This window comes from Pseudomonas sp. CCI4.2, assembly GCF_034350045.1.
Classification (GTDB): domain Bacteria; phylum Pseudomonadota; class Gammaproteobacteria; order Pseudomonadales; family Pseudomonadaceae; genus Aquipseudomonas.
Genome location: NZ_CP133781.1, coordinates 2458817 through 2483661 on the forward strand (window position 1 = coordinate 2458817; position 24845 = coordinate 2483661).

The 24845-nt window shown below is 55.8% G+C and carries 23 protein-coding genes and 2 pseudogenes; 11 read left to right on the plus strand and 14 right to left on the minus strand.

Going from position 1 to position 24845, the window contains the following annotated elements; all coding sequences use genetic code 11:
- The first annotated feature begins 7 nt into the window (after positions 1 to 7).
- Positions 8 to 1063, plus strand: coding sequence for an ABC transporter ATP-binding protein (locus RHM65_RS11135; RefSeq protein WP_322185036.1), 1056 nt, complete (start codon positions 8 to 10; stop codon positions 1061 to 1063).
- A 12-nt stretch (positions 1064 to 1075) separates the two neighbouring features.
- Here the strand turns inward: RHM65_RS11135 and RHM65_RS11140 are convergent, their stop codons facing one another.
- A complete protein-coding gene (locus RHM65_RS11140; protein ID WP_322185038.1) occupies positions 1076 to 2005 on the minus strand; it encodes an AraC family transcriptional regulator in 930 nt (309 codons plus the stop codon).
- Between the two features lie 340 nt (positions 2006 to 2345).
- On the opposite strand from RHM65_RS11140, the gene RHM65_RS11145 reads away from it, so the two are divergent.
- On the plus strand, positions 2346 to 2699 hold the full coding sequence (locus tag RHM65_RS11145; protein ID WP_322185040.1) for an antibiotic biosynthesis monooxygenase family protein: 354 nt from the start codon (positions 2346 to 2348) through the stop codon (positions 2697 to 2699).
- A 72-nt stretch (positions 2700 to 2771) separates the two neighbouring features.
- Complete coding sequence (locus RHM65_RS11150) at positions 2772 to 3002, plus strand: hypothetical protein (protein WP_322165928.1); 231 nt, start codon at positions 2772 to 2774, stop codon at positions 3000 to 3002.
- A gap of 6 nt (positions 3003 to 3008) precedes the next feature.
- Here RHM65_RS11150 and RHM65_RS11155 read toward each other — a convergent pair whose 3' ends face one another.
- From RHM65_RS11155 to bglX, 9 genes and pseudogenes are all read right to left on the minus strand, one after another.
- A complete protein-coding gene (locus tag RHM65_RS11155) occupies positions 3009 to 3632 on the minus strand; it encodes a flavin reductase family protein (RefSeq protein WP_322165927.1) in 624 nt (207 codons plus the stop codon).
- 144 nt (positions 3633 to 3776) lie between these two features.
- Positions 3777 to 4001: pseudogene (locus RHM65_RS11160) on the minus strand (hypothetical protein); the annotation flags it as partial.
- Positions 4002 to 4396: 395 nt separating this feature from the next.
- A complete protein-coding gene (locus RHM65_RS11165; RefSeq protein WP_322165925.1) occupies positions 4397 to 4636 on the minus strand; it encodes a hypothetical protein in 240 nt (79 codons plus the stop codon).
- A 236-nt stretch (positions 4637 to 4872) separates the two neighbouring features.
- Positions 4873 to 5154 (minus strand): hypothetical protein, encoded by a 282-nt coding sequence (locus RHM65_RS11170; protein WP_322185042.1) that lies wholly within the window; start codon positions 5152 to 5154, stop codon positions 4873 to 4875.
- A 322-nt stretch (positions 5155 to 5476) separates the two neighbouring features.
- Positions 5477 to 5599 (minus strand): hypothetical protein, encoded by a 123-nt coding sequence (locus RHM65_RS11175; RefSeq protein WP_322165921.1) that lies wholly within the window; start codon positions 5597 to 5599, stop codon positions 5477 to 5479.
- 241 nt (positions 5600 to 5840) lie between these two features.
- On the minus strand, positions 5841 to 7160 hold the full coding sequence (locus RHM65_RS11180) for an MFS transporter (RefSeq protein ID WP_322165920.1): 1320 nt from the start codon (positions 7158 to 7160) through the stop codon (positions 5841 to 5843).
- Positions 7161 to 7338: 178 nt separating this feature from the next.
- On the minus strand, positions 7339 to 8676 hold the full coding sequence (locus RHM65_RS11185; RefSeq protein ID WP_322185044.1) for a sigma-54 dependent transcriptional regulator: 1338 nt from the start codon (positions 8674 to 8676) through the stop codon (positions 7339 to 7341).
- Between the two features lie 6 nt (positions 8677 to 8682).
- Complete coding sequence (locus tag RHM65_RS11190; RefSeq protein ID WP_416194722.1) at positions 8683 to 10446, minus strand: ATP-binding protein; 1764 nt, start codon at positions 10444 to 10446, stop codon at positions 8683 to 8685.
- A 91-nt stretch (positions 10447 to 10537) separates the two neighbouring features.
- Positions 10538 to 12823 carry a beta-glucosidase BglX gene (gene bglX, locus RHM65_RS11195; RefSeq protein WP_322185046.1) on the minus strand — a complete coding sequence of 762 codons (2286 nt, stop codon included), beginning with the start codon at positions 12821 to 12823 and terminating at the stop codon, positions 10538 to 10540.
- 271 nt (positions 12824 to 13094) lie between these two features.
- On the opposite strand from bglX, the gene RHM65_RS11200 reads away from it, so the two are divergent.
- From RHM65_RS11200 to RHM65_RS11215, 4 genes and pseudogenes are all read left to right on the plus strand, one after another.
- Positions 13095 to 13703: a LemA family protein gene (locus RHM65_RS11200; RefSeq protein ID WP_322185048.1), complete on the plus strand. Its 609-nt coding sequence runs from the start codon at positions 13095 to 13097 to the stop codon at positions 13701 to 13703.
- Positions 13703 to 14442: pseudogene (locus RHM65_RS11205) on the plus strand (TPM domain-containing protein). The gene RHM65_RS11200 and the pseudogene RHM65_RS11205 overlap by 1 nt, the downstream one beginning before the upstream one ends.
- Positions 14443 to 14494: 52 nt before the next feature.
- A complete protein-coding gene (locus tag RHM65_RS11210) occupies positions 14495 to 15109 on the plus strand; it encodes a TPM domain-containing protein (RefSeq protein WP_322165916.1) in 615 nt (204 codons plus the stop codon).
- Positions 15110 to 15590: 481 nt separating this feature from the next.
- Positions 15591 to 16808, plus strand: a complete 1218-nt coding sequence (locus RHM65_RS11215; protein ID WP_322185050.1) for an SAM-dependent methyltransferase — start codon at positions 15591 to 15593, stop codon at positions 16806 to 16808.
- A 1-nt stretch (position 16809) separates the two neighbouring features.
- Here the strand turns inward: RHM65_RS11215 and RHM65_RS11220 are convergent, their stop codons facing one another.
- Positions 16810 to 17700, minus strand: coding sequence for a DMT family transporter (locus RHM65_RS11220; RefSeq protein WP_322165914.1), 891 nt, complete (start codon positions 17698 to 17700; stop codon positions 16810 to 16812).
- 127 nt (positions 17701 to 17827) lie between these two features.
- The gene (locus tag RHM65_RS11225; RefSeq protein WP_322185052.1) at positions 17828 to 18874 is read right to left on the minus strand and encodes a DUF4917 family protein; all 1047 of its coding nucleotides are present in this window, start codon (positions 18872 to 18874) and stop codon (positions 17828 to 17830) included.
- Positions 18875 to 19051: 177 nt separating this feature from the next.
- Here RHM65_RS11225 and yiaY point away from each other — a divergent pair, with 177 nt between their 5' ends.
- From yiaY to RHM65_RS11245, 4 genes are all read left to right on the plus strand, one after another.
- Positions 19052 to 20200 carry an L-threonine dehydrogenase gene (gene yiaY, locus RHM65_RS11230; protein ID WP_322185054.1) on the plus strand — a complete coding sequence of 383 codons (1149 nt, stop codon included), beginning with the start codon at positions 19052 to 19054 and terminating at the stop codon, positions 20198 to 20200.
- 21 nt (positions 20201 to 20221) lie between these two features.
- On the plus strand, positions 20222 to 20560 hold the full coding sequence (locus tag RHM65_RS11235) for a DUF2025 family protein (protein ID WP_322165911.1): 339 nt from the start codon (positions 20222 to 20224) through the stop codon (positions 20558 to 20560).
- A 392-nt stretch (positions 20561 to 20952) separates the two neighbouring features.
- Positions 20953 to 21738, plus strand: coding sequence for an outer membrane protein OmpK (locus tag RHM65_RS11240; protein ID WP_322185056.1), 786 nt, complete (start codon positions 20953 to 20955; stop codon positions 21736 to 21738).
- A 59-nt stretch (positions 21739 to 21797) separates the two neighbouring features.
- Positions 21798 to 23093, plus strand: coding sequence for an NCS2 family permease (locus RHM65_RS11245; protein ID WP_322185058.1), 1296 nt, complete (start codon positions 21798 to 21800; stop codon positions 23091 to 23093).
- A gap of 117 nt (positions 23094 to 23210) precedes the next feature.
- Here the strand turns inward: RHM65_RS11245 and copD are convergent, their stop codons facing one another.
- Both copD and copC read right to left on the minus strand, forming a co-directional pair.
- Positions 23211 to 24155, minus strand: a complete 945-nt coding sequence (gene copD, locus RHM65_RS11250) for a copper homeostasis membrane protein CopD (protein WP_322165908.1) — start codon at positions 24153 to 24155, stop codon at positions 23211 to 23213.
- 3 nt (positions 24156 to 24158) lie between these two features.
- Positions 24159 to 24542: a copper homeostasis periplasmic binding protein CopC gene (copC, locus tag RHM65_RS11255; protein ID WP_322185060.1), complete on the minus strand. Its 384-nt coding sequence runs from the start codon at positions 24540 to 24542 to the stop codon at positions 24159 to 24161.
- Positions 24543 to 24845: the final 303 nt, after the last annotated feature.

Genomic DNA, 24845 nt, shown 5'->3' on the forward strand with positions numbered 1-24845 from the left:
TACGTCAATGACCGGATTAATTCTGGAAAACGTCGAGAAATATTACGGCTCGGCCTGCGCGGTGACCGACGTCAATCTGCACCTGCCCGAAGGCAAGCTGGTGTGTTTTCTCGGCCCGTCAGGTTGCGGAAAAACCACGTTGCTGCGGATGATCGCTGGCCTGGAAACCCTGACTAGTGGCGAAATTCGTCTCGACGGCGAAGACGTCAGCCATACTCCGGCGCATCAGCGTAACTTCGGCATGGTCTTTCAATCTTTGGCGCTGTTCCCGCACATGACGGTCGGCGAAAACATCGCCTATCCGCTGAAATTGCGCGGTGTGAGCAAGGCGGACCAACAGGCCCGGGTCAAGGAACTGCTGGAGCTGATTCAATTGCAGGCGATGATTGACCGCCCGGTGGCCAAGCTCTCCGGTGGTCAACGACAGCGCGTCGCCATTGCGCGGGCGATTGCGTCGCACCCAAAGCTGCTGTTGCTCGATGAGCCGTTGTCTGCCCTCGATGCCAAGCTGCGGGAGTCGATGCAGGTGGAAATTCGTCAACTGCAACAGCGGCTCAATATCACTACGATTCTGGTAACTCATGATCAGCGCGAAGCCATGACCATGGCCGATATCGTTGTCGTGTTGGGGCAAAACAAGGTGCAACAGGTCGGCACGCCGATTGAAATCTACCGCAACCCGGCCAATGAGTTTGTCGCCGACTTTATTGGCTCGGGGAATATATTCCCGGCCACCGCGTTGGGCGAAGGCCGGGTCGGATTGCCTGGTGGTGAAGCGTTGGACGTGCCAATCAGCAGCGGTATCGCCGTCGGTGCCCAGATCAAAATGTTGGTGCGCCCAGAAGATTTGCAACTGTCATCGCCGTTGCCAACGGCGGGGAACCGCTTGCTCGGCACAGTGACTTTTGTCCGCGACATCGGCGCCACCATCGAAACCACGGTTGAGTGCGCGGGTGTTTCGCTGACGGCTTTAAGCACCCCAAGCCAATGCTTTGGGCTGGCGATTGGTCACCCGGTTTCAGTCACTATTCCCGCTGAAGCCTGCCGAGTGCTGGCTGCCTGACGACGATTGCACTCAGACGCTTTGGCGCAGCCGAGCCAAGTCACGCGAGGGCGGTGCGCCGAATTGGCGACTGTATTCTCGACTGAATTGCGAAGGGCTTTCATAGCCGACGCGATACCCAGCCGCCGACGCGTCCAAACCGTCGGCGAGCATAAGTCGCCGAGCCTCTTGCAAGCGCAATTGCTTCTGGTATTGCAGCGGGCTCATCGCGGTCACCGATTTAAAACGATGGTGCAGCGTCGACACGCTCAGGTTCACCTCGCGTGCCAGGTCTTCGATGCGCATGGGCTGTATGTAGTGGCTGTTGAGCCATTTGATCGCTTGCGTCACGCGATGGGTCTGACTGTCGGCAATGGCGATTTCGTACAACCGATGGCCCTGCTGACTGCGTAACAGGCGATAAATGATTTCACGCTGGATCAACGGTGCAAGCATCGCGATGTCTTTTGGCGTCGACAGCAAGCGCGTCAAGCGCAAGACCGCGTCCAACAACTGCGCATCAATGCGCTCGATGTACAGGCCTCGGCCAGTAGGGCGGGTCGGCACGCTCATCGGACCGGCCTCGGCAATTAGCGCATTGATCTGTACCGGGTCGATGTCGATGCGCAACGCCAGGTTCGGGTTCTCCGGCGTAGCGTGTTGAATGCAGCCGCTGATCGGCATCGCGACTGAGATCACCAAATAGTTCAGCGGGTCATAGGTGTAATTTTCCTCACCCAGCCGCACGTCTTTGCTGCCTTGGGCCAGGATGCACAACGCGGGCTGCACCAGCGTCGGTATCGATTGAACCGGACGGTCGTGGCACACCATGTGCAACTGCGCGATGGTCGTCGGGAATATGCCGTCTTCGGGTGCAAAACGTCGAATGATCGTCACCAGCTCGGCGCGCTGCTTCTCCATATCGTCATCTATCTGAGCGTTAATGCTCTCACTGTGCGACATGCCTCGAATCCTCTGATGGTCTACCAATGAGACACAGCTTATTTTTGTGCAACTAAAAGCGGTATCTGAATCCTGCGCGATGCTTGCCTGATTCTGTCGGCGCCGATCAGAACCGCCTTTAAATACCCGTTTCAGCTGCTTGAGGTTGCTCGATACTATCGGGCAGTCATTCACGCTCACGGTGCTCTGCGTTGAGAAAAAAAACACCTTCGCGCAGTAATAGGCAATAAGCTGGCAGAAATCAGCTAACGGAAAAATGCATCAATCCCCTAATCTCTGGCCCTGTAGAACGCCGCTTCACATCCCGTACAAAAGCGTTCTCCCTCAGGAGTGCAGATCCATGCATAAGCCAAATCCCGTCAGCCATCTCGCCTATGCCCGCGCCAGTGCCGGTCGCAGTTCGCACCTGGGTGCGCGCTTAAGCAGCTTGATCGAACCCGCATTAAAGGCCCCGGGCTGCCTTCAGTTCTCTTTACAGCAATCAATGCACGACCCTGATATGTGGGTCGTATCGGGTATGTGGTCAAGTGCAGAAACGATGGACGCCTGGTTTGCGACTCCAGCGCTGAACGTTTTTGCCGAAGTGGTTCAACAGTTAATTGTCAGCAGCTTGGACTTTCAGACCTTCAAGCACGTGTCCTCTGTCCAGGCAAAGGCTGACTGTCTGCCGCCCTTGCAGCAGTTAGCCAGTTGATCGGCGTTTCAATCATTGCCCGAAAAATTGTTTAGACTCGCCGCATTAGATCAATTACGCAGGGTGATTTGCATGGCACGTAAAGTATTTAACGACGTCGAGGCGGTGTCCGCCGTTATGCCGGGCGAAGGTGGTTACAGCGCAGCAATTGCGGTGAAAGCTCACCACGCCGGGGGCGCGCCACGTTTTCATCGTGTACTGGGTGATCAGAAATTCAAGACCGCGCATGACGCCGACCATGCCGCTGCTGAAGAGTTGGCGCGACTGGTCGATGTCGATGCGGATGGCGAACTGGTGTTTTAAACCCAATCAGCTTTTAGGGCGGTACATCTTGAACAGCGATGCAGGGTCTATCTGGAAGTAATCCGCCGGGCCACCTCCGCGCAAAATATGTTCCGCAGACGCCGTGTCGTAGATGCCGTCTTTGAGCATCGACTTAGCGATGTGTACCGCAACCACTTCCCCAAGCACCAGCCACGTGGGTATCAATTCCTTGTCGGCGCGTTGCAGTTGGATGATTTGCGTGACCTTGCACTCGAACGAAACCGGTGTCTCCAGCACACGCGGTGCTTTGACGATGCGCGATGCAACCGGAGTCAGGTTCGCCAACTTGAACTCATCGACCTCCGGCGGCACGGTGGCACAACTTTGGTTCATCGCTTCAGCCAACGACCGGGTGGCTAAATTCCAGACGAACTCACCGGTCTGCTCGATATTATTCAGGCTGTCTTTGCGCCCGACACTGCTGAATCCAATGATCGGCGGCGTGTAATTGAAGCCGTTAAAAAAACTGTATGGGGCGAGATTCAAGCGGCCTTGGTCATCCTGCGAAGAAATCCAACCGATGGGCCGTGGGCCAATGATTGCATTGAACGGGTCGTGGGGCAGGCCATGCCCTTTTGTAGGTTCGTAGAAGTGAATATCATCTGACATAACGGGCTTCCTGATGACGACAGTTGCCAAAGATTAGGCGGCCATAGTGCAAGGCAATCGCCGCAGTTTCCAGACTTTCATACCGCCCAAAATTAAGCCCGGCAAATGCCGGGCTGGGAGGAGTCATTGAAGTGATCAGCTAGTGCGGTTTGCACCCACATGGTCTGCGCCGTCTTGAGCAACACGGTTAGCACCAACGTGGTCTGCGCCATCAGCGGCTACGCGGTTTGCGCCGACGTGATCAGCACCGTCTGCTGCTACTTGAACCGAGTGGGTCGCCGAGATGTTTTCTGCAACCGCTGGAAGAGCGAAGGCGCTACCGGCCAATACCGAAAATGCCACGCCGAAAATCAGTGATGAAGTTTTCATGTTAGTTGCTCCGCAAGTATTTTTAGTTGTTTAACTGGGTATGGGTTTGATTCTACGCCGTGACGTTTTATTAAGAAGTCAATGCGGTTAGTAGTCATAATTGCTGAGATTGATAGTACGAATACTCCTGTGTTTCGTGTAGGAGCCAACGTGTTGGCGAAGCGTTAAATGCGGCGAGTCAGATGCACGGCTTCCCGAATAAATTCGGTCCTACAGGGTGATTTCGGTGCAATCTGTGGGACCGAATTCATTCGGGAAGAATGCAATGCAGGGTGGCAGGCACATCGCCGCGCCCGCATGATCGCAAACAAGTTCACTCCTACAGTTTTTTGGTCCGCCCGGTAAATGCCGGGCTGAGTAGATTGTCGAAGCAATCAGGTGAGCGGTATACGCTATCAGTTATTGGAGTGGTTCTCGCCAACATGATCAGCGCCGTCTGAAGCCAGGCTGTTTGCACCTACGTGGTCAGCACCATCCGAACTTACACGGTTTGCGCCAACGTGATCAGCACCATCGGTTGCTACTTGTGCTGGGTGCGTATCAGCCGAGCTATCCGCTGCGTACGCAGGAAGAATAAAACCGCTGCTGGCTAATACTGAAAAAGCCAAACCGAAGATTAATTTTGAACCGTTCATGTTATTGCTCCGAGAGTAATAGTTATCGTATAAATAGACAGCGAAATTGATTTTACGCCGAGTTGTTTTGTTTGAAAGTTATCGCTGCAGGTAGTTGCCATCGTCGGAAATGATAGTTACAAGACTTGTAAATTCATTTCCCGTATGAACGCAACCGCTCCGGTTAATCTCGATACGTTTCCTTCGCCCAAAATTAAGCCCGGCAAATGCCGGGCTGGGAGGAACAGTTGACGCGATTAGCTAGTGCGGTTTGCACCTACATGGTCTGCACCGTCTTGAGCAAGACGATTTGAGCCAACATGGTCAGAGCCGTCTGAAGCAAGGCGATTTGCACCTACATGGTCAGCACCATCTGAAGCGAGGCGGCTTGCATTGACGTGGTCAGCGCCGTCAGAAGTAACGCGGGCTGCGCTTGCATTCGTGTGAGCTGAGCCGCCTTCTGCGAACGCTGGAAGAGCGAACGTAGTGCTGGCCAGTACCGAGAAAGCGATGCCGAAAATCAGTTTTGAAGTTTTCATTAGGGTTGCTCCGAATCAGTGAGTGGTTCTGCGTTGCGATGGAGTGAATGTTACGCCGCTGGGTTTTGTTAAGAAGTTAATAAGCATGCTATCGATTATCGTTAGAATTAATAGTAGATTATTTCTGATATTAATCAGATGGTTACGCTTATAGTTGGGCAAAAGAAGAATCGTTTCAGCCATCGTTCCGGATTTTCCGGTGAACTTTTACGGTAGGCAGAAATAAACCCAACTAAAGGCAAGGCTTCAGAGGGCGCGCGGGGGATAGGCGGAAGGTTCAGGGGTCAAGCGCAGGAGGGTGCTTCGGAGTGAGGGTCAGACACTAAGCTTTCAAGGCCCATGTAATTAGCGCCGTCAGTAGCAGCCCCGTCAACAGAAAGGTGGTCAGCACCATCAGCAGCAATGTGGTTTGCACCGATGTGATCAAAGCCATTATCAGCAACATGATATGCACCTATCGAATTGGACGTTCCGTGTTGTCTTGAGCGTGTGAGTGAGGATGAAGTGAATGCTACGCCGCTGATGATGTTTGAAAAACTCATTCACGGTGTTACCAACCATTGCCGAAATTGATAGTTATAAGGATTGCCGCCCACCGCCAGCTTTGAGCGTGTCGATGTCGCAACGAAAAAGGGCGACCCCTAAACGGTGGTCGCCCTTTTTTCATGCTGGATACGGGTCAACCATCAGTCGCTTTCAATCCGCGAATGGGTGCGGGTGTCTTTCATGAAGACATACACCAGCAACGAAACGGCGATGCAGGCCGTGACGTACCAGTAGTAACCAGTCTCCATGCCGATGCTTTTAAACCACAGGGCGATGTATTCAGCGGTGCCGCCAAAGATCGAAACGGTCAATGCATACGGCAGGCCGACACCCAGCGCGCGGATTTCGGTCGGGAACAGCTCTGCTTTCACCACCGCGTTGATTGAGGTGTAGCCGCTGACGATGATCAATGCCGCCATGATCAGGAAGAACGCACCCCACCAGCTTTGCACCGTGTGCAGCGTGGTCAGGATCGGCACAGTGAACAGCGTCCCCAGCACCCCGAATGCAATCAGGATCGGACGTCGGCCGATTTTATCCGACAGTCCCCCTACCAACGGTTGCAAGCACATGAACAGAAAGAGCGTGGCGGCCGAAATAGTGGTGGAGTCGGTGATGCTCATGCCGACTGTGTTCACCAGGTACTTCTGCATATAGGTGGTATAGGTATAGAACGCCAGAGTCCCGCCCATGGTCAGGCCGACCACCGTCATCAACTCCTTCGGATGGCGCATTAACGTGCGCATTGCGCTTTCTTTTTGCACTTTCTTCTTGGTGAACGAGTCGGTTTCTTCCATCCCACGACGCAGGTACAACGCGACCACGGCACACAGTGCGCCGATGACGAACGGAATACGCCAGCCCCATGAATACAGCTGCTCGGTGGTGAGGGTTTGCTGCAAGACGATCAACACGCCCAGCGCGATGAGCTGACCAGAAATCAAGGTGACGTACTGGAAGCTGGAGAAGAAGCCGCGACGTTCTTTGGTCGCCATCTCGCTCAGGTAAGTGGCGGAGGTGCCGTACTCGCCACCCACCGACAGACCTTGCAACAGGCGGGCGAACACCAGAAGCACTGGCGCGCCGACGCCGATAACGGCGTAGCTCGGGGTCAACGCGATAATCAGTGAACCGAAGCACATCAATAGCACCGAGGCCATCAGCGCCGCTTTGCGTCCCTTGCGGTCGGCGTACATACCCATCAACCAGCCGCCGATTGGGCGCATTAAAAAGCCCACGGCGAAAATCGCGGCGGTGTTGAGCAACTGCGCGGTGGTGTCGCCTTGCGGGAAGAATGATTTGGCGAAGTACAGCGAGAACGCAGCGTAAACGTACCAGTCGTACCACTCGACCATGTTGCCGACCGAGCCACTGAAAATGGATTTCAGGCGATTGCCGGTGGTTCTTTCTTTGACCGGCGCGGCTGCCGACCCTGGAGACAGAGTATTGGAGGTGTCCATCAACGATCCTTTAAGCCATTGTTTTTAGTGGGGCGCACGGGAGCGCAGCCTGACAGTTCTATAGCAGGAGCTATGCCAGGCCGCTGAGGGCCGATCTAGAAGGGTTTGCAGCAATTCATAGGCAAAAATCCGCTCACTGCGATGAAGTCAGTAAGCGGAAAGTTGCCGATCAGGTGGGCTATTCCACGCTCGGTAGGAACATGTCCCGTTGCAGGCCATGACGCTGCATCTTCTCGTTGAGGGTTCTGCGCGGCAACTGCAACTCGTTAAGCACGGCCTTGATGTCGCCTTTGCGCCGGATCAGGGCCGAGCGCAAGCAATGGGCTTCGAAGGCTTCTTGTTGCGCCGCCAGTGATTGCCTCGATTCGTTACCGATGGGTTGCGCCTGGCTCAACCCCAGCACCTGACGTTCCGCTGCGTTAGCCAGTTCGCGGACGTTGCCCGGCCAGTCGTGGCTCAGCAAGTGACTCAGCTCGGCGCTGCTTAACACCGGGGCCTTGCGTTGCAAGCGATTAGCAGCGGCCTGGGCAAAATGGCCGAACAGCAGCGGAATGTCTTCCCGGCGCTCACGCAGCGGCGGCAAACGCAGTTCGGCGACGTTCAGCCGGTACGCCAAATCTTCGCGAAAACGCCCGGCCCGCGCCTCTTCAAGCAAGTCCGGTTTGGTCGCGGCAATGATTCGAACATCAATGCTGATGCTGTGGTTCGAACCCAGTCGTTCGAGGCGCTGTTCTTGTAGGACGCGCAGCAGCTTGACCTGTTGCGCCAGCGGCATGCTTTCAATCTCATCGAGAAACAAGGTGCCGCCGTCGGCGTATTCCAGCTTGCCGATACGCTTGCCTTGGGCGCCGGTAAAGGCCCCGCTTTCGTGACCGAACAGCTCGGCTTCGAACAGATGTTCGGGGATCGCCGCACAGTTCAGGGCCACAAACGGCTTGCTGGCGCGGGGCCCGAAGTCATGCAGGCAACGCGCGACCAGCTCTTTGCCGCTGCCGGTTTCGCCGCGAATCACCACGTTCACCGGCAGTTGCGACAGCTCCAACACCTGACGGCGCAAGACCTGCAAGCTCGGCGTAACACCGAGCAGGGTTTCGTCGATTTTGGCCTTGGCGTCAGCCTGCTCGTGCAGTCGGCGGTTTTCTAACACCCACTGACGTTTATCCAACGCTCGGCGCAAGATCCTCAGCAGGACCTCCGGGCTGAACGGTTTTTCCAAAAAATCGTAGGCCCCGTCACGCATGGCATCCACCGCCATTGGCACGTCGCCGTGGCCGGTCAGCAAGATGACTGGCAAATCGGGATCAAGACACTGTAGCCGATCAAGAAACGCTAGACCGCCCATGCCTGGCATGCGCACGTCGCTGACGATCACCCCTGGAAAATGCTCCGGTAGCTCGGCGAGGCACTCTTCTGCACGGCTATACAACTGCACGCTAAAACCGCAAAGCGTCAGCCATTGTTGGATGGCCTCGCGGATGCTGGCCTCGTCGTCGACCACCATGACGGAATTCAACATAAAGGGTCAGGCCTCTGGTTCTGCGGGTAAAACAAGCGTGAAGCAAGCGCCGCTGCCGTGGTTTTCCGCTGTTAGCGTGCCGCCGGATTCATGAGCGATGGCGTAAGACACGGCCAGCCCCAACCCTAGGCCCTCGCCCACTGGCTTGGTAGTGAAAAACGGGTCGAAGATGTTTGCCAGATGCTCTTCTGAAATACCCCCGCCCGTATCGCCGACCGCCAAACGCCAGGGGAATGGCGAGTTAGGGTTGCGTTGAAGGCACACTTCAAGCTGCTTGAGCGGTTTGTCACGCATGGCGTCCAGCGCATTACGCAGCAGGTTGATCAGCACCTGTTCCAGGCGGATGGCATCGCCGCGCACGAAAGCCGGGCGGGTCAGGTGCAATGCGCAACTGACACCCTCGTCACGCAAGCGAGGATCGAGCAACAGCAGCGCTTGATCCACCACCGCAGCCAAATCAAGTCGCTCGCGCAAACCGCTGGGACTTTTACGGGCGAAGGTCTTCAGGTGCCCGGTCAGTGCGGCCATGCGTGTCAGTTGCTGATCCAGTGGCCCCAAGGCTTTATACGCATCGTCGATTTGGCCGTGATCCAGCAGCAGGCGCAAGCTGGCCAACTGCATGCGCTGGGTGGTCAACGGTTGATTGATTTCATGGGCCAGCGCCGCCGACATTTGCCCCAGCGCTGCCAATTTGGCCGATTGCACCAGCCCGTCTTGTGCAGTGCGCAGGTCGCGGGTGCGCTCTTCGACGAGTTGCTCGAGTTCTTCACGGCTACGTTGCCGCACCCGCGCCAAGCGCCAGCGCTGGTAAAGAAACAGCCCCAGGAAAACCAGCGTCAGCCAGGTGCCCGCAGCGGCCAAAGCGGCATTGCGTATGTCTTCGGCGAGGACTTGAGGTTTACGCAGCAAATGCAGGGTCCAACCTTCAGCGGCCAATGGCAGCGATTCCCACAGATAATCGGCTGCGCCCTCTGGGCCGTCGATGCGGGTCAGATGGCTGGTGCCGCTGAACTCGCGGATCACGTGGCTCTTTAGCGGGGACAGCGGTTGCTTGTCATATTGCCGAGTGGCGATCAGCTCGGCGCGGTCACTGGCGGATATCGGCAATAACTCGCGGTATCGCCAGCCCGGTTGATTGGCGATGAAGACGATACCTTTGGCGTCGCTGAGCAGCAGCAAATCATCGCCTTGACCCCATTGGCGCTCCAGATCGGGAAACTCCAGCTTCACCACCATCGCGCCCAAAAAATCCCCGGCGTCGTTGGTCACCGCGTTGGACAGAAAGTATCCAGGAATGCCGCTGGTCACGCCTACTGCATAGAAACGTCCAACACCGTGAGCCTTGGTTTGTAGGAAATACGGTCGAAAGCCGTAGTTATGACCAACATAGCTGCTGGGCAGTCGCCAGTTGCTGGCGGCGACCGCCAAGCCATTGCGGTCCAATAATTCCAGGGTCGACGACTGCGCCGCGCTGTTGATTTTTTCCAGCTTCAGATTCAACGCGTCTTGGGTGTCTAGGCTGACAGGCCTAAGCAGCGCCGCGCGTAATTCGGGGTCCAACGCCAACACCGCAGGCAAGGCGCGATACCGTTCGATCAGCGTGTGCAGGGTGTTGCCATACAACATTAGTTGCCCACCCGCGCGGGCGGCGTCGTCGACCAATGCATGCCGCTCGGCCTGACGAATCGCTAACCCAGCCGCCAGCACTGCGCCCGCAAGAATCAGCAGCACATAAATGAATACGCGAATAAGGCGAGGAGAGGAGGGCATGGCAACAACGACAAGATGAACCGGCGCGCACCTTAGCATGCGGCGGCCGCAGCGCAGTTCCAGCGCGGAACTGCGCATTCAGCAGCAATTGTTACAGCAGATTAAAACTCTGCTGTTTCACGTCTGACGAATCAAGACCGATCATCACGTCGAATGCGCCCGGTTCATCGGCGTATTTCAGCGCGGAGTTGTAGAACTTCAGGTCGTCTTCGCTAAGGGTAAAGCTGATGACTTTCTCTTCACCGGCTTTAAGCATGACTTTCTGGAAGTTCTTCAGCTCTTTGACCGGGCGGGCGATGGAGGCGGTGACGTCATGCAGGTATAGCTGCACCACGGTCGCCCCGTCGAGTTTTCCGGTGTTTTTCAGCGTGACGCTGGCGGTCAACGTGCCGCCGCGTTTCATATCCTTAGCAGACAGTGTCACCTCGGACAGGCTGAATTGGGTGTAGCTCAGGCCATAGCCAAACGGGAACAGAGGGCCGTTGATTTCTTCAAAGTATTGCGAAGTGTAGTTGCCTGGCTTACCAGTCTGATAAGGCCGGCCAGTGCCCAAGTGGGCGTAGTAGACCGGCAATTGACCGATGGAGCGTGGAAAGGACATTGCCAGCTTGCCGGACGGGTTGTAGTCGCCGAACAAGACGTCGGCCACGGCATTACCGCCTTCAGTGCCAGGGAACCAGGTTTCCAGCATCGCGTCAGCCTGTTGCTGTTCCTTGACCAATGTCAGCGGTCGGCCATTCATCAACACCAGCACCAAGGGTTTGCCAGTGGCTTTGAGGGCCGCGATCAGATCCCGCTGTCGGCCAGGGATGTTAAGGCTGGTACGGCTCGCCGACTCGTGGGACATGCCACGTGACTCGCCGACCACGGCAACGATGACGTCGGACTGCTCCGCGACCTTAACCGCTTCGGCAATCATTTCTTCGGCAGGGCGTGGATCAACTTCAACTTCGGTGACCATGAAGTTCAGGTATTTGATGATCGAGGGATCATCAGCAACGTTGGCGCCTCGGGCGTAGAGCAGCTTGGCTTTGTCGCCGACTGCGTTGGCCAAACCGTCAAAGACCGTCACTGACTGTTGCGGAACGCCCGCAGCGGACCAACTGCCCAGCATGTCGAGTTGGCTTTTGGCCAACGCGCCGATGACCGCGATGGTGCCTTCTTTCTTCAGCGGCAGGGTTTGGTGGTCGTTTTTCAGCAGTACCAGAGTTTTGCGTGCAACGTCACGGGCTTCGGTGCGGTGCAGGCGACTTTCAGCGTTGGTGTCGACCGGGTCGTGAGCGGCGTCGCCAATACGGCGATACGGGTCAGCAAACAGGCCCATGTCGTACTTGGCACCGAGGACTTCGCGAACGGCGCTGTCGATGTCTTTCTGGGAAATCTCGCCGTCCTTCAACAGGCCGGGTAACTGTTCGCCGTACACCGAGTCGTTCATGCTCATGTCGACACCGGCCTTGATCGCCAGTTTGGCGGCTTCACGGTCATCGCGTGCCACACCGTGGCGGATCAATTCCTTGATCGCGCCGTGGTCGCTGATGGTCACGCCTTTAAACCCCCACTGCTTGCGCAACAGGTCTTTGAGCAGCCAGGTGTTGGAGGTCGCTGGAATACCGTTGATCGAGTTGAGGGCGATCATGACGCCGCCGGCTCCCGCGTCGATAGCCGCGCGATAAGGCGGCAAGTAGTCTTGATACATGCGCGTCGGGCTCATATCGACGGTATTGTAGTCCTTGCCCCCTTCGACAGCGCCATACAACGCGAAGTGTTTAACGCTGGCCATCAAGCTGTCAGCCCCACCCGGATGTTCGCCGCGGTAAGCGTTGACCATGACCTTGGCAATGCGCGACACCAGGTAAGTGTCTTCACCAAAACCTTCGGAGCTACGGCCCCAGCGCGGATCGCGGGAGATATCGACCATCGGTGCGAAGGTCATGTCCACGCCATCAGCCGACGCTTCGATGGCCGATACTCGACCGCTCAGGGCGATGGCGTCCATGTCCCAACTCGCCGCTAGGGCGAGACTGATAGGAAACGCCGTACGATGACCGTGGACAACATCGTAAGCAAAAAACATCGGTATCTTCAGGCGGCTGTTGACCACGGCGGCCTGTTGCAACGGACGGTTTTCTGGACGAGTGATTGAGTTGAATGTGCCGCCGATTCTGCCGGCCGCAATTTCCTTTAGGATTTGTGGCTGAGGCATTTCAGGCCCAATGCTGATCAGTCGCAATTGCCCGATTTTTTCATCGAGGGTCATTTGCTTCATCAGATTGGAAATGAATGTATTTTTGTTAGCCAGCAGGGCGGTACTGGTCTCGGCCATCACCGAGTGACTGGCCAGACCGATAACGAGGCCCAGCAAACACAGCTTATTCATGAATATTTTCTCAAGGCGTTCTTCAGTAACTCACGTTAATTACTGGTCAGCCAAAAATTTGGGAATTGAGTCTAGTGCGCATATTGTCGATCAGGGCGATGGGCCGCCGCTGAACTCTTTGTCGCGCAGAGCATCTTTAGCGCAGCGAGTTTTAGCGTATTGCGCGTCAGCAATCCAGTGTCGGTCGCGGATTATGCCGGGGATCGTTGGTTTTAGCTAAAGTCAGTCTGTAGGCTGCAATTAAAAAGTATTTCACCAGGGAGCAAAAAACATGCAAACGCCACGGGGCTACCGTTTCAGTTGGTCCATGACGCTTTTGATGCTGCTGAGCACAGTGCTCGCGGGCTGCGGCATCAACAACATCCCGACCTATGACGAGCAGGTAAAGGCCGCGTGGGCGCAGGTGCAGAACCAATATCAGCGGCGTGCCGACCTGATTCCTAATCTGGTGGAGACCGTGAAGGGCTATGCCAAACAGGAACAGACGACCTTGACCGCCGTTATTGAGGCACGGGCCAAGGCGACGTCCATTCAGGTAGACGCCAGCACGTTGAATGATCCGGAAAAGCTCAAGCAATTCCAGCAGGCCCAGGGTCAACTCACCGGCGCGCTGAGTCGTCTGATGGTGGTGTCCGAGCGTTATCCAGACCTCAAATCCAACCAGAACTTCCTGGCGTTGCAGTCGCAATTGGAAGGCACCGAAAACAGAATAAGCGTGGCCCGCAAAGACTTTATTGCCTCGGTCGAGCGCTACAACACGGAGATCCGCACCTTCCCTGGTCGTCTATGGCACAGCGTGATGTACAGCGATTTGCCGATCCGACCCAACTTTGACGCCACCACCGAAGGTGCTGACAAATCTCCGGAAGTGAAATTCTGATGCGCGCCTTGCGGCTTATGGCGCTGGGGCTGCTATTGGCATGCGCCACGGTTGCGTTCGCCGCACTGGTGTTCCCGCCGCTAACCGGACGAGTGGTCGACAGCGCGCAACTGATCGACGGCCAAACCAAAGCGCAACTGACGCAGATGCTTGAAGCCCATGAACAAACCACGGGCGAGCAAGTGGTAGTGGCCACGTTGCCCAATCTACAGGGCACTAGCATCGAGGATTACGGCTATCAATTGGGGCGAGCGTGGGGGGTGGGGCAAAAGGACAAGGACAACGGCGCGCTGCTGATTGTGGCTCGGGATGATCACAAGGTTCGGATCGAGGTCGGTTACGGGCTTGAGGACCGTCTGACCGATGCTCAGTGCTCGGTGATCATCAATCAGATCATCACTCCGGCGTTCAAAGCCGGTAATTTTTCTGGCGGGATCAGCCAGGGCACGCAGGCGATGATTCAGGTATTGGGTGGAAATCCGTTAGCGGAACCTGCTGTCGAACCGGAAGGTGAGGGCGACTCCAGCAATTTACCTCAGGACTTTTTGTATGTGGGGCTGTTTCTGGCCTTCATCTTCCTCAACATGCGGTGGGGGGAGGGGGTCGTTTTGGTGGCGGCGGTGGTTTTATCGGCGGCGCGGGCGGTTTCGGATCCGGAGGCTTCCGATCAGGAGGCGGTGGAGGGTTTGGTGGTGGCGGTGGCAGCTTTGGCGGCGGCGGGGCGTCTGGTAGTTGGTAGTCATTAGTAGAAGGGCAATTCGTCATCCATGCATTAGCGAGTGATTCCCACCATGGCTTTACTGAGTAACGACGAACAACGGCAAGTGGCAGAAGCGGTCAGTCGGGTCGAACTGAAGACCGATGCTGAACTGGTTACGGTGCTGGCGGCGAGGTCGGACGATTATGCGTATGTGCCGTTGATCTGGGCAGGACTGGTGGCGTTGCTGGTGCCGGGGTTGTTCAGTTATGTCTCGGGTTGGCTCAGTGCGAATCAATTGCTACTGAGCCAATTCGCGACGTTCATCATTGCTGCGCTGGTCATGCGCTTGCCGCCGATTACCACTCAATTGATCCCTGAGTCAGTGCGTCATTGGCGCGCAAGCAACCTGGCCCGTCGTCAATTCCTTGAGCAAAACCTGCACCGCACAGTCGGCGGAACCGGGGTGTTGATTTTTGTTTCGGAGGCGGAACGCTATGTGGAGATCCTGGTGGACCGTGGCATCAGCAGCCGGCTTGACGATGACGTCTGGAAAGTGCTGATCGACGTGTTCACCCAGCAGGTAAAGGACGGCGAGACGTTAAAAGGTTTTCTGGGCTGCATTGAAGCGTGCGGTGAGTTATTGGCCACCCACGTGCCCGTGACCCAGACACGCAACGAATTACCGAATCGGTTGGTGGTGTTGTAAACAATCCCAATATGTTTGATCTCTGTAGAAGCGAACGTGTTCGCGATCGGCGGCGAAGCAGTCGTAAACCCAACGACTCGATTCTTCCAGCTAAAACCGAATCAGCCCTTTGAGACCGCTTCGCGCTCCCACCGTTTAAATGTCGATGAATCAACGAAGTTTCTGTGGGAGGCTTGCCAACGAACGCGTCACTCGGTCCCACAAATCTGTGGGACCGAATTTATTCGAAGGCTTCAGTCCTGACACCCTGCAACCTCAAACCACACAAAGTACCACCCAGTTTGCTGCGCGACAGCGCGGCGTCGAAGACGTGGCGGACCCTCCTACAGATCGAATTTCGGGAGGAGGCCCCGTGAAACCATGCGGCCGGGGGGGCATCGATACACCGCCAATCGCCGCCGCTTAATTAAATCAACCCATCTTCCCCAACCCGCCTAAAATAGCCGCCTTGTTATTTTTAGCCCGCCCGAGGCGCTTTCCGATGTCAGTTACTGCAACCTCCACCCAGCCTGCGCCTGATCATCGTGCAGAGTTTTTGAGCCTGCTCGACACCAGTCTGTCGCAAAACTCGTTTATCAAGCTGGTGCTGGCCAAGTACGTCGGCGCTGAGGCGGAGTTGCAGCGGATTATCATCAAGCTGACGATGATCAGAGAGCTGCCGCATTTATCGTTCGTCTATCGCTACAAAACCCGCGACATCACCAAAAATTTCTTGCTCGCCGAAGGCGTTGACCTGATCGCCGGGTTGCTGCCCGACACGTTCAAAAACGCGCACTTATTATCGCTCACCGATGAAGTGCAGCTGGAATACAGCAAAAAAGGCAAAAGCACGCTGTTCAAAAGCAAGGCCCAGCAAGAGCGTGAAGCGCCGTCAGTTGAGCATGATCGGGAGAAGAAGCGCTACTTGGAATTAAGCCGGCCGTTTCTGACGGATCTGGGCGTGACCAATAAACAGCATGAGCTGATTCCGGCCATGTCGCGCAAATGGAAGCAGATCAACAAGTTCATCGAGGTGTTTTCCCACGCCTTGAGTTCATCGCCGCTGGCGCTTGATCAGCCAATCAAGGTCGCGGATTTCGGCTCGGGTAAAGGCTATTTGACCTTCGCCATCCACGATTATCTGCGCAATACCTTGCAGGCCGAAGGTCAGGTGACCGGCGTCGAGTTGCGCGAAGACATGGTGACGTTGTGCAACACCGCCGCCGAACGCCTGGAGCATCCGGGACTGGTGTTCCAGCATGGCGATGTACGCAGCGTGGCGCCCAGCGCGCTGGATGTAATGATCGCTTTGCACGCATGTGACACTGCCACCGATTATGCGATCCACATGGGCATTCGCTCCGGGGCGTCGATCATCATGTGTTCGCCGTGCTGCCATAAGCAGATTCGCTTGCAGATCCAGAGCCCGACGTTGCTGCGGCCAATGCTGCAATACGGTTTGCACATGGGGCAGCAGGCGGAAATGGTCACTGACAGCTTGCGCGCCTTGCTCCTTGAAGCCTGTGGCTACGAGACCAAAGTGTTCGAGTTCATTTCGCTGGAGCACACCAACAAGAACAAAATGATCCTCGCGGTCAAGCGCGCCGAGCCGCTAAAGCATCCCGAGTTGTTGGCGAAGATTCAGGAGCTGAAAACGTTCTACGGTATTCAGGAACACTGCCTGGAAACCTTGCTCCAGGCAGACGGCTACATCAGCTGATTCAGATGCGGATCGCTTTGGGCGCAATGACGGTGGTCTTGCGCCCGAGCATCACGGTGCCGATTACCCCGGCCGCGAACAGCCAGGTGATGGGCTCGATGTGTTCACCGAAGAACAGCGCCGAAAAGGCGATGGTGAAGAAGATCTGCAACAGTTGAACCTGACTCACCCGCGAAATACCGCCCTTGGCAAGGCCCGCGTACCACGCGAAAAAACCGATGAATTGCGAGAAGATCGTCACGTAACCGAACGCCCACCAGGTGCCGGTCGATATCGGCCCTTGATGCTGCAGCGCGAGATAAATCACCGGGCCTGCCAGCAGCGGCGCGGACAACACCAGCGCCCAACAAATGACCTGCCAGCCGCCCATGTCCTTGGCCAATCGGCCGCCTTCGGCATAACCCAGCCCGCCGACGGCAATCGCTGCCAACATCCATAGATCGCCTGCCTGGATGGATCCGGCGCCGCTGATCAACGCATAACTCAACACCAACGCACTGCCCAGCGCAGCACAGGCCCAAAAAGCTTTTGAAGGGCGTTCATGGGACAACCACGCCGCGTAAATCGCCACGATTAGGGGTTGTAGGCCATTTACCAATGCGCCGTGGGAAGCGGGCAGCGTTTTCATGGCCCAAGCGGACAACACCGGGAAGCCAATGATGACCCCGAGGCTCACTAGGCACAGGCCTTTGACTTGCGCCCAGGTCGGCCAATGTTCGCGACGGATCAGCAATAGCAATGCCGCAGGAATCGCCGCCAGCAGCGCGCGGCCCAAACCGTTGAGAAGAGGATTAACTTCGTGGACCACGATGCGGGTCATGGGCAGTGTCAGGCTGAAAATAATCACCCCGACCAGGCCCAGGGCCATGCCGGTGTTTTCGCGTGAGGACATGATAAAACGCGCCTTGTTATTGGAGTTATAGACAGAGGCGACCATCTAGCCACAAACCCAAGGCGAACGCCCTCACAGCTATCGAGAGTTTTATCCGTACAGTTTGGCGCAGGGGCGAAACGAAAAATCAGTGCCGTGAAGCGCTGGGTTTCGGCGAGGGCAGGGGCGTGTTCAATCCCTTGATCGACACAGATAACGCAGGATCGCCCAGCGGATGGGTCTTGGCGTCATAGAACTTCAGCGTCACGTCTGGCCCGGTAAACAGGCTGCTGTAGTGGCGCTTCTGTTGCTGAATAAAACCTTGGCTGCGTGGTGCGATGGAGAAGGCGATGGTCTTGGGGGCCGCCAGCTTGATCGCATGAACGATGTGCGCGTCTTGCTGGCCCAGCGCGTGGCCAAAAACGCACAGCGCTTCTTTAGGGGACGCCAGTTGCGCGTGGCAGAAACTCAGGTAATCAGTGTGCCGGATCATTTTCACTTTGTTCGCGCTGCTGTCTTCACTGATGAAAATCGGCACGTCGTCCAGCGCGTTGATGGCAAAACTGCCGAGCAGGGTGCTTTCCGATGACAGCAACTTGCGCACGCTGCCATCCAGGTTCTTCACTAAATGCAGCCCGCCGTGCAGGTAAAGCATGCGGGTGGTGTCCGAGATGGACTGCGTACGGTCGAAGGTCGCGTCATCGCCAAACAGGTCGTTGAATTTTTCGGGCGACTGCATCACCGCCCAAAAGCACAACAAATCGTAGTTGGTGGAAAACACATTCCGGTACTGGCTGAGTTCCTGATTGATTCGCAGCAGCGATTGTTCATTCACCAAACGCCATGGAATGTGGACTGAACGCACGGCGTGGATCAACGCTTCTTTGATGGCGAAGTAGCGGTTGCGCGGCGACGACGAACTGATGGTCAGCGCCGCGTTAACCCGCATGGCGGTTTTCAACGCGCTTAAGACCGGCTCGAAGTTACGAGTGTCTAGGGCGTTAAACACGGCGAGTTCGGTGTGGCTCAGGGGTTTGTTGCGGGTGGTCTCGGACTCTTCGAAGAGCGAGAAGTAAGAAAAATTCTTCCAGACCGCCACGCTCGCACCGTTGCCGACCAGCAGATCGGAAAACAGAGTAGTCGTTCGCAGCTCATTCCAGTCTGCAAGCTCAGCGTCAAAATCCGTGAATTCCATAGTCTCTGTTCGTCGCCATCTAGTCGGGAAAGTTCAGCGGCGCGACTTTATCACGCCAAGCACTCAAGACCGGACCGCTATTGCGCCAGATCAATATCGACGCCCGATAATCGGAAGATGCTGCAAGCATTCGCCCGGCCGGATGCACCGGCTGGGTTTCTGTGCAGAGGATTTTCCATGAGCAGTACGTTCTTCATCCCCGCCGTGAACATCATGGGTATTGGCTGTATGGCGGAAGCGATGACCGCCATCCACAATTTCGGTTTTCGCAAAGCATTGATCGTCACCGATGCGGGTCTCGCCAAGGCTGGCGTGGCAGATACCATCGTCGGGTTGTTGGCCGCGCAAGACATTGACGCCCTAGTGTTTGATGGCGCACAGCCCAATCCCACGGTCGGCAATGTCGAAACAGGCCTGGCGATGCTAAAAGGCAGCGGCTGCGATTTCGTGGTTTCCCTGGGCGGCGGCTCACCCCATGACTGCGCCAAAGGCATCGCCCTTTGCGCAACCAACGGCGGGCACATCAGTGATTACGAAGGCGTTGATCGGTCGACCAAGCCGCAAATGCCGGTGGTCGCTATCAATACCACGGCAGGTACGGCCAGTGAGATGACTCGGTTTTGCATCATCACCGACGAGAAGCGCCACATCAAAATGGCCATCGTCGACCGTAACGTCACGCCGGTGCTATCGGTTAACGACCCAGCGCTGATGGTGGCGATGCCCAAAGGCCTGACGGCGGCGACCGGTATGGACGCCCTGACCCACGCGATTGAAGCCTACGTTTCAACGGCCGCGACCCCGATTACCGACGCTTGTGCCTTGAAAGCCATTTCGCTGATCGCCAATAACCTGCGTAAGGCAGTGGCCGATGGCAGCGACATGAAAGCCCGGGAAAACATGGCCTACGCGCAGTTCCTTGCCGGTATGGCGTTCAACAATGCGTCCCTCGGTTATGTCCATGCCATGGCGCACCAGTTGGGCGGCTTTTACAACCTGCCGCATGGCGTGTGCAACGCGGTGCTGCTGCCCCACGTTGAGAGCTTCAATGCCAGCGTTTGCGCTGCTCGCTTGACCGAAATTGCCCACGTCATGGGTGCAGACACCCGCGGTTTGGCCCCGGAAGACGGCAGCCGTGCCGCCATTGCTGCGATTCGTAAACTGTCCACTGACGTTGATATTCCTGCGGGCCTCAAGGAGTTGGGGGTCAAGGAAAATGATATTCCGACCCTCGCGGCCAATGCCCTGAAAGACGCGTGCGGTTTTACCAACCCGCGTCCGGCGGACCAGTTGCAAATCGAAGCGATCTTTCGCAGCGCCCTTTAATTCTTTTTTCGGAGGCTAACCATGAGCATCACTTCCAGCACCATCTGCGACGCGGCGGACCTGCTTAAAGGCTTCGTTGGCTATCACCATAAGGCGAACCGCTACATCGTCCGTTTCAGTGAAGATTCGTTTGGCATGGACGTCGCTGATGACAGCATTACGCCCACCAACGAGTTCGTGTGGCGCAGCGGCGACGGACAATTGATGACCCTGAAACGTGAGTCGGTGCAGTTGCTGCTGGAGCAGAACATCGACGACCGATTGAACATCACGGAACCCTTGCGCCTATACGTGCGGCGGGTAGACCTGCCGGAGATAACGGCTATGCGGCAACTAAAACGTACTGATTACGCCGCTTAAATGTTCTAGCAAGACGGGGCAGTTATCGCCGCTGCCCCCTCCGATTCGCAAAGCTTCTCAACGCCTTGATATACGAAGAAACCCTGAGTCTCGTTGGTGCGCCGCGCGCTGTTTTAACGCACTAGAAGGCGTGACGCGTTGAACCCCCAACTTCCTTAGAGTGGACTCTGCACTGATATTAGTGTCCGGGGTTTCTTTCGTTCTTGACCAAGTGGTTAAGTAATCTACGGGCTCCAGCGTCATCCAGCGCTTCTTTAGTCCGGCAATTCTTCTCGGATTTTTCATTTTGTGAACAGTCGCGCTCGGTATTGGCGCGGTTCCTGCTTTATTCGAAAAAGCTGACTATTTGGTCGGCTTTTTTCTGGGCATGGCGCCTCATTGGGAAGCAGTTAATGACACGTATTTTCTCTGGTTTATTGCTTGCCGGCGGGCTTATTGCTGGGGGCCAAGCCACTGCTGGCGATCTGCTTCAATGGCAGAACAACAGCCTGACCTATTTGTATGGCGGGAATTTCGCGGTTAATCCGGAGATTCAGCAAACGTTCACGTTCGAGCACGCGGACAGCTGGAAATACGGTGATAACTTCATCTTCGTCGACAAGATTTTCTACAACGGAAAAAAAGACAGCAACGTCGGGCACAGCACGTATTACGGTGAAATAACCCCGCGCTTGTCCTTCGGCAAAATCCTCGACAAAAAACTCGAGTTCGGTCCGATCAAGGACGTTCTGCTCGCCATGACCTACGAGTTCGGTGAAGGGGATGTCGACGCCTACTTGATCGGCCCAGGGTTTGACTTGGCGGTGCCTGGTTTCGATTACTTTCAACTGAACTTCTATCAGCGTCATACCGACGGCGGTCGTCCAGGCAACAACCTCTGGCAGGTCACGCCGGTGTGGGGCTACACCTTGCCGGTCGGTCGGTCGGATATCTTGTTCGATGGCTATATAGACTGGGTGGTCGACAACGCCAAAAACGACCGTGGTGAATACCACGCCAACCTGCACGTCAATCCGCAGATCAAATACGACTTGGGCAAAGCGCTGCACTGGGGTGAGAAACAACTCTACGTCGGTATCGAATACGACTACTGGAAAAACAAATACGGGATCGAAAACACCTCCAATTTTGATACCGACCAAAACACCGCAAGTCTGTTGGTCAAAGTGCATTTCTAATTCTAAAAACGAGTCAGCTGAATCTAACTGACGGTGCTGAATGCGCCACGGGGAGCAACATGCTGGAAAGACTGTTCCAACTAAACATTCATAACACCACCGTGCGTACCGAAATCCTCGCGGGCGTCACCACGTTCCTGGCGATGGCCTACATCCTGTTCGTCAACCCGAGCATCCTCGGCGACACCGGCATGGACAAAGGCGCGGTCTTCGTCGCGACCTGCCTTGCCGCTGCCATCGGCTCGGCCATCATGGGCTTCATCGCCAACTACCCGATCGCCCTCGCACCGGGCATGGGCCTTAACGCCTTCTTTACCTACACCGTGGTTCTGCACATGGGCCACACCTGGCAAGTAGCGCTGGGCGCGGTGTTTATCTCGGCGGTGATGTTTTTCATCCTGTCGATTTTCAAGATTCGCGAATGGATCATCAACAGCATCCCGCTGCCGCTACGCTCGGCCATTGCGGCAGGCATTGGCTTGTTCCTGGCGCTGATCGCCCTGAAAAACGCCGGCGTCGTGGTGGCGGATCAAGCCACCTTCGTCGGCTTGGGCGACTTGGCCAAACCGGGACCGATTCTCGCCACCCTCGGCTTTTTCCTGATTGTGGCGCTGGAAGCCCTGCGGGTGAAAGGCGCGGTGTTGATCGGGATTCTGGCGGTAACGATTGTGTCCATCATCTTCCACTTCTCGCCGTTTGGTGGCGTGATGTCGATGCCGCCGTCCCTGGCCCCGACCTTCTTGCAACTGGACATCAGGGGCGCGTTGGACATCGGCTTGTTCAGCGTGATTTTCTCGTTCTTGTTCGTTGATTTGTTCGACAACTCCGGCACCTTGATCGGCGTCGCCAAACGCGCCGGGTTGATGGGCAAAGACGGCTACATGCCGAAAATGGGCCGCGCGTTGGTGGCTGACAGTACCGCCGCCATGGTCGGTTCGCTGCTGGGCACTTCGACCACCACCAGCTACATCGAATCCGCAGCGGGCGTCAGCGCCGGTGGCCGTACCGGTCTGACTGCCATTGTCGTGGCGATTCTGTTTCTGCTGGCGCTGTTCTTCGCCCCGTTGGCTGGCAGCGTTCCGGCCTACGCCACCGCCCCGGCGCTGATGTTCGTTGGCGTGTTGATGATGTCCGGCCTGGCTGAAGTCGAGTGGGACGACATCACCATTGCGGCTCCGGTAGCGATCACCGCACTGGCCATGCCGTTCACCTTCTCCATCGCCAACGGCATCGCCCTGGGGTTTATCTCTTGGACTGCGATTAAGTTGATGTCTGGAAAAGCGCGGGAATTGAATCCGGCGCTGGTGATCCTTTCAATATTGTTTGTGATCAAGTTGGGTTGGTTTAGCGCTTAATTAATAATCGAACAAGTCGGAGAACAAGAGTGGACCGCCAATGCGGTCCAGAATGTTCGGAGACGATGCATAGGCGGTGGGGTTACACAGCACTTATGCGTCATACTCCGAGTCTGATTACCCAGCCGCAGCTGACATGTCCACCTCGGGGCTTAAGGTTCCTAGCCAAGCCACGAGGGCTACAATGACTACCGCGATGGAGAGCTCCAAGGTCATGCTGCGTCGCAACGCAGTGACGGCAATTGCGCAGTGTCCTTCCTTAATGGATCGCTCTAATAATGGACTCAAATGAAAACGATTAAGGGATGCCAATACAAGCATTCCTGCAAACAGTAGGGTCTTCAAACTTAGAAGTACGCCATAAGTGCTGAACATAACTTGGTCTAAGGTAGGCCCGACTATGAAAAGGTAGTTCACTGTTCCGGACAACCCTATGGTGATTACGATCAGCGCCCCAGCTGACTCGAACCCGGTCAGGGCTCTTGCCAGAATTCGTACCTCCTGTTCGCCTTTAAGCATCCTCGCTCGCAGCAGTAAAGCGAATCCAGCGAGAGCACCTAACCAGCCACCTGCTGCCCAAAGGTGAAAAATATCGCTGGTGAAATGCATATAACGACGACTGCCCTCATCCATAGCGCCGTGTCCAGTCCACGCAAGAGTAGCAAGGGCGACAGCGCTCAATATCGTCACCGACCATAAACTTGGCGTCGGAAAGCGTTTGTTCAGAGTGGCGGCTATGCACGCCAGTACAAGGGCTGTTATTCGGACCATCCACGTAAGCCCAACATCTGTCCCCATCAGTACCATTTGAAAAATGTGATGATGAAGTTCCATAAAATCTGAAACCCCACTCATCATCTTCGCAAGTAATAACATTGCGAAAAATGATAGGGCTAAGGCCGTCAATGCGGCACCAAAAAGCAGCGACTCAAAATTAATAACAGCGCCGGACACCCTCTCTTTGGCCCTCAGGCTATACAGGCCAAACGTTGCCAGGCCGAACAGCAGCATAAGGTCCATATAAAGAGCGAAGCGAAGGGCTATGTTGATTGAGTCGCTCATGGATCATTTCACTTTGAAAGAAAAATTGCCTGTCATGGGGTGAGTGTCTGAAGAGACCGCTCGCCACTCGACTTTATAAGACCCCGAGGAGAGTGGAGAGGCGGGCTTGATGACCATCGTTTTCGGATCATCGCTGCCTGATATAGTCGCCTTAATACCCATGGGTGAATTAGGCATGCCAGGCATGTCTGTCATTATCAGTTTCGCTCCCGAAAACTGAGTAGTGAGATTTTCCGAGAAATGCAGCTCGATCTTGGCAGGCGCCACGGAGTTCGAACCGTCCGCAGGATTTGAAGTGATTAACTTTGGATGCGCTTGGGCGGCAGCGCTCAAGAGTAATCCGGTAGTAAGTGCAGCCGCTAAAGTTGTAGTTTTAAACAATGACATGCAAGACTCCTCGCAGCATATGCTGTCGATTCGAAGTTTGGAGGGCGATCTAGATTTTAATTTATCGATTCAGGTTAAAAACGACATGCGGATAACAAGTGCCTGCTGCGTTACGTAAGTACTGACTCGGGCATAGATTAAATATTCTCGCGTGCTAGAGCTGGGACACGATGCCACATGACAGCAGGTCGGTCGATTACAATTCAGTAAGCTTTGTGCCTGTTCTTGTGTTCAGCTCTGAAGATGGTTTAAGTCATTTTCATTTCCACTTTCACCACCGCTTATCCGTTGGATCAGTGGGAG

Bases quoted from the DNA above. Each gene is read 5' to 3' on its own strand.
- RHM65_RS11135 (WP_322185036.1), top strand. From the start codon at position 8: ATGACCGGATTAATTCTGGAAAACGTCGAGAAATATTACGGCTCGGCC.
- RHM65_RS11140 (WP_322185038.1), bottom strand. From the start codon at position 2,005: ATGTCGCACAGTGAGAGCATTAACGCTCAGATAGATGACGATATGGAG.
- RHM65_RS11145 (WP_322185040.1), top strand. From the start codon at position 2,346: ATGCATAAGCCAAATCCCGTCAGCCATCTCGCCTATGCCCGCGCCAGT.
- RHM65_RS11150 (WP_322165928.1), top strand. From the start codon at position 2,772: ATGGCACGTAAAGTATTTAACGACGTCGAGGCGGTGTCCGCCGTTATG.
- RHM65_RS11155 (WP_322165927.1), bottom strand. From the start codon at position 3,632: ATGTCAGATGATATTCACTTCTACGAACCTACAAAAGGGCATGGCCTG.
- RHM65_RS11165 (WP_322165925.1), bottom strand. From the start codon at position 4,636: ATGAACGGTTCAAAATTAATCTTCGGTTTGGCTTTTTCAGTATTAGCC.
- RHM65_RS11170 (WP_322185042.1), bottom strand. From the start codon at position 5,154: ATGAAAACTTCAAAACTGATTTTCGGCATCGCTTTCTCGGTACTGGCC.
- RHM65_RS11175 (WP_322165921.1), bottom strand. From the start codon at position 5,599: ATGTTGCTGATAATGGCTTTGATCACATCGGTGCAAACCACATTGCTG.
- RHM65_RS11180 (WP_322165920.1), bottom strand. From the start codon at position 7,160: ATGGACACCTCCAATACTCTGTCTCCAGGGTCGGCAGCCGCGCCGGTC.
- RHM65_RS11185 (WP_322185044.1), bottom strand. From the start codon at position 8,676: ATGTTGAATTCCGTCATGGTGGTCGACGACGAGGCCAGCATCCGCGAG.
- RHM65_RS11190 (WP_416194722.1), bottom strand. From the start codon at position 10,446: ATGCCCTCCTCTCCTCGCCTTATTCGCGTATTCATTTATGTGCTGCTG.
- bglX (WP_322185046.1), bottom strand. From the start codon at position 12,823: ATGAATAAGCTGTGTTTGCTGGGCCTCGTTATCGGTCTGGCCAGTCAC.
- RHM65_RS11200 (WP_322185048.1), top strand. From the start codon at position 13,095: ATGCAAACGCCACGGGGCTACCGTTTCAGTTGGTCCATGACGCTTTTG.
- RHM65_RS11210 (WP_322165916.1), top strand. From the start codon at position 14,495: ATGGCTTTACTGAGTAACGACGAACAACGGCAAGTGGCAGAAGCGGTC.
- RHM65_RS11215 (WP_322185050.1), top strand. From the start codon at position 15,591: ATGTCAGTTACTGCAACCTCCACCCAGCCTGCGCCTGATCATCGTGCA.
- RHM65_RS11220 (WP_322165914.1), bottom strand. From the start codon at position 17,700: ATGTCCTCACGCGAAAACACCGGCATGGCCCTGGGCCTGGTCGGGGTG.
- RHM65_RS11225 (WP_322185052.1), bottom strand. From the start codon at position 18,874: ATGGAATTCACGGATTTTGACGCTGAGCTTGCAGACTGGAATGAGCTG.
- yiaY (WP_322185054.1), top strand. From the start codon at position 19,052: ATGAGCAGTACGTTCTTCATCCCCGCCGTGAACATCATGGGTATTGGC.
- RHM65_RS11235 (WP_322165911.1), top strand. From the start codon at position 20,222: ATGAGCATCACTTCCAGCACCATCTGCGACGCGGCGGACCTGCTTAAA.
- RHM65_RS11240 (WP_322185056.1), top strand. From the start codon at position 20,953: ATGACACGTATTTTCTCTGGTTTATTGCTTGCCGGCGGGCTTATTGCT.
- RHM65_RS11245 (WP_322185058.1), top strand. From the start codon at position 21,798: ATGCTGGAAAGACTGTTCCAACTAAACATTCATAACACCACCGTGCGT.
- copD (WP_322165908.1), bottom strand. From the start codon at position 24,155: ATGAGCGACTCAATCAACATAGCCCTTCGCTTCGCTCTTTATATGGAC.
- copC (WP_322185060.1), bottom strand. From the start codon at position 24,542: ATGTCATTGTTTAAAACTACAACTTTAGCGGCTGCACTTACTACCGGA.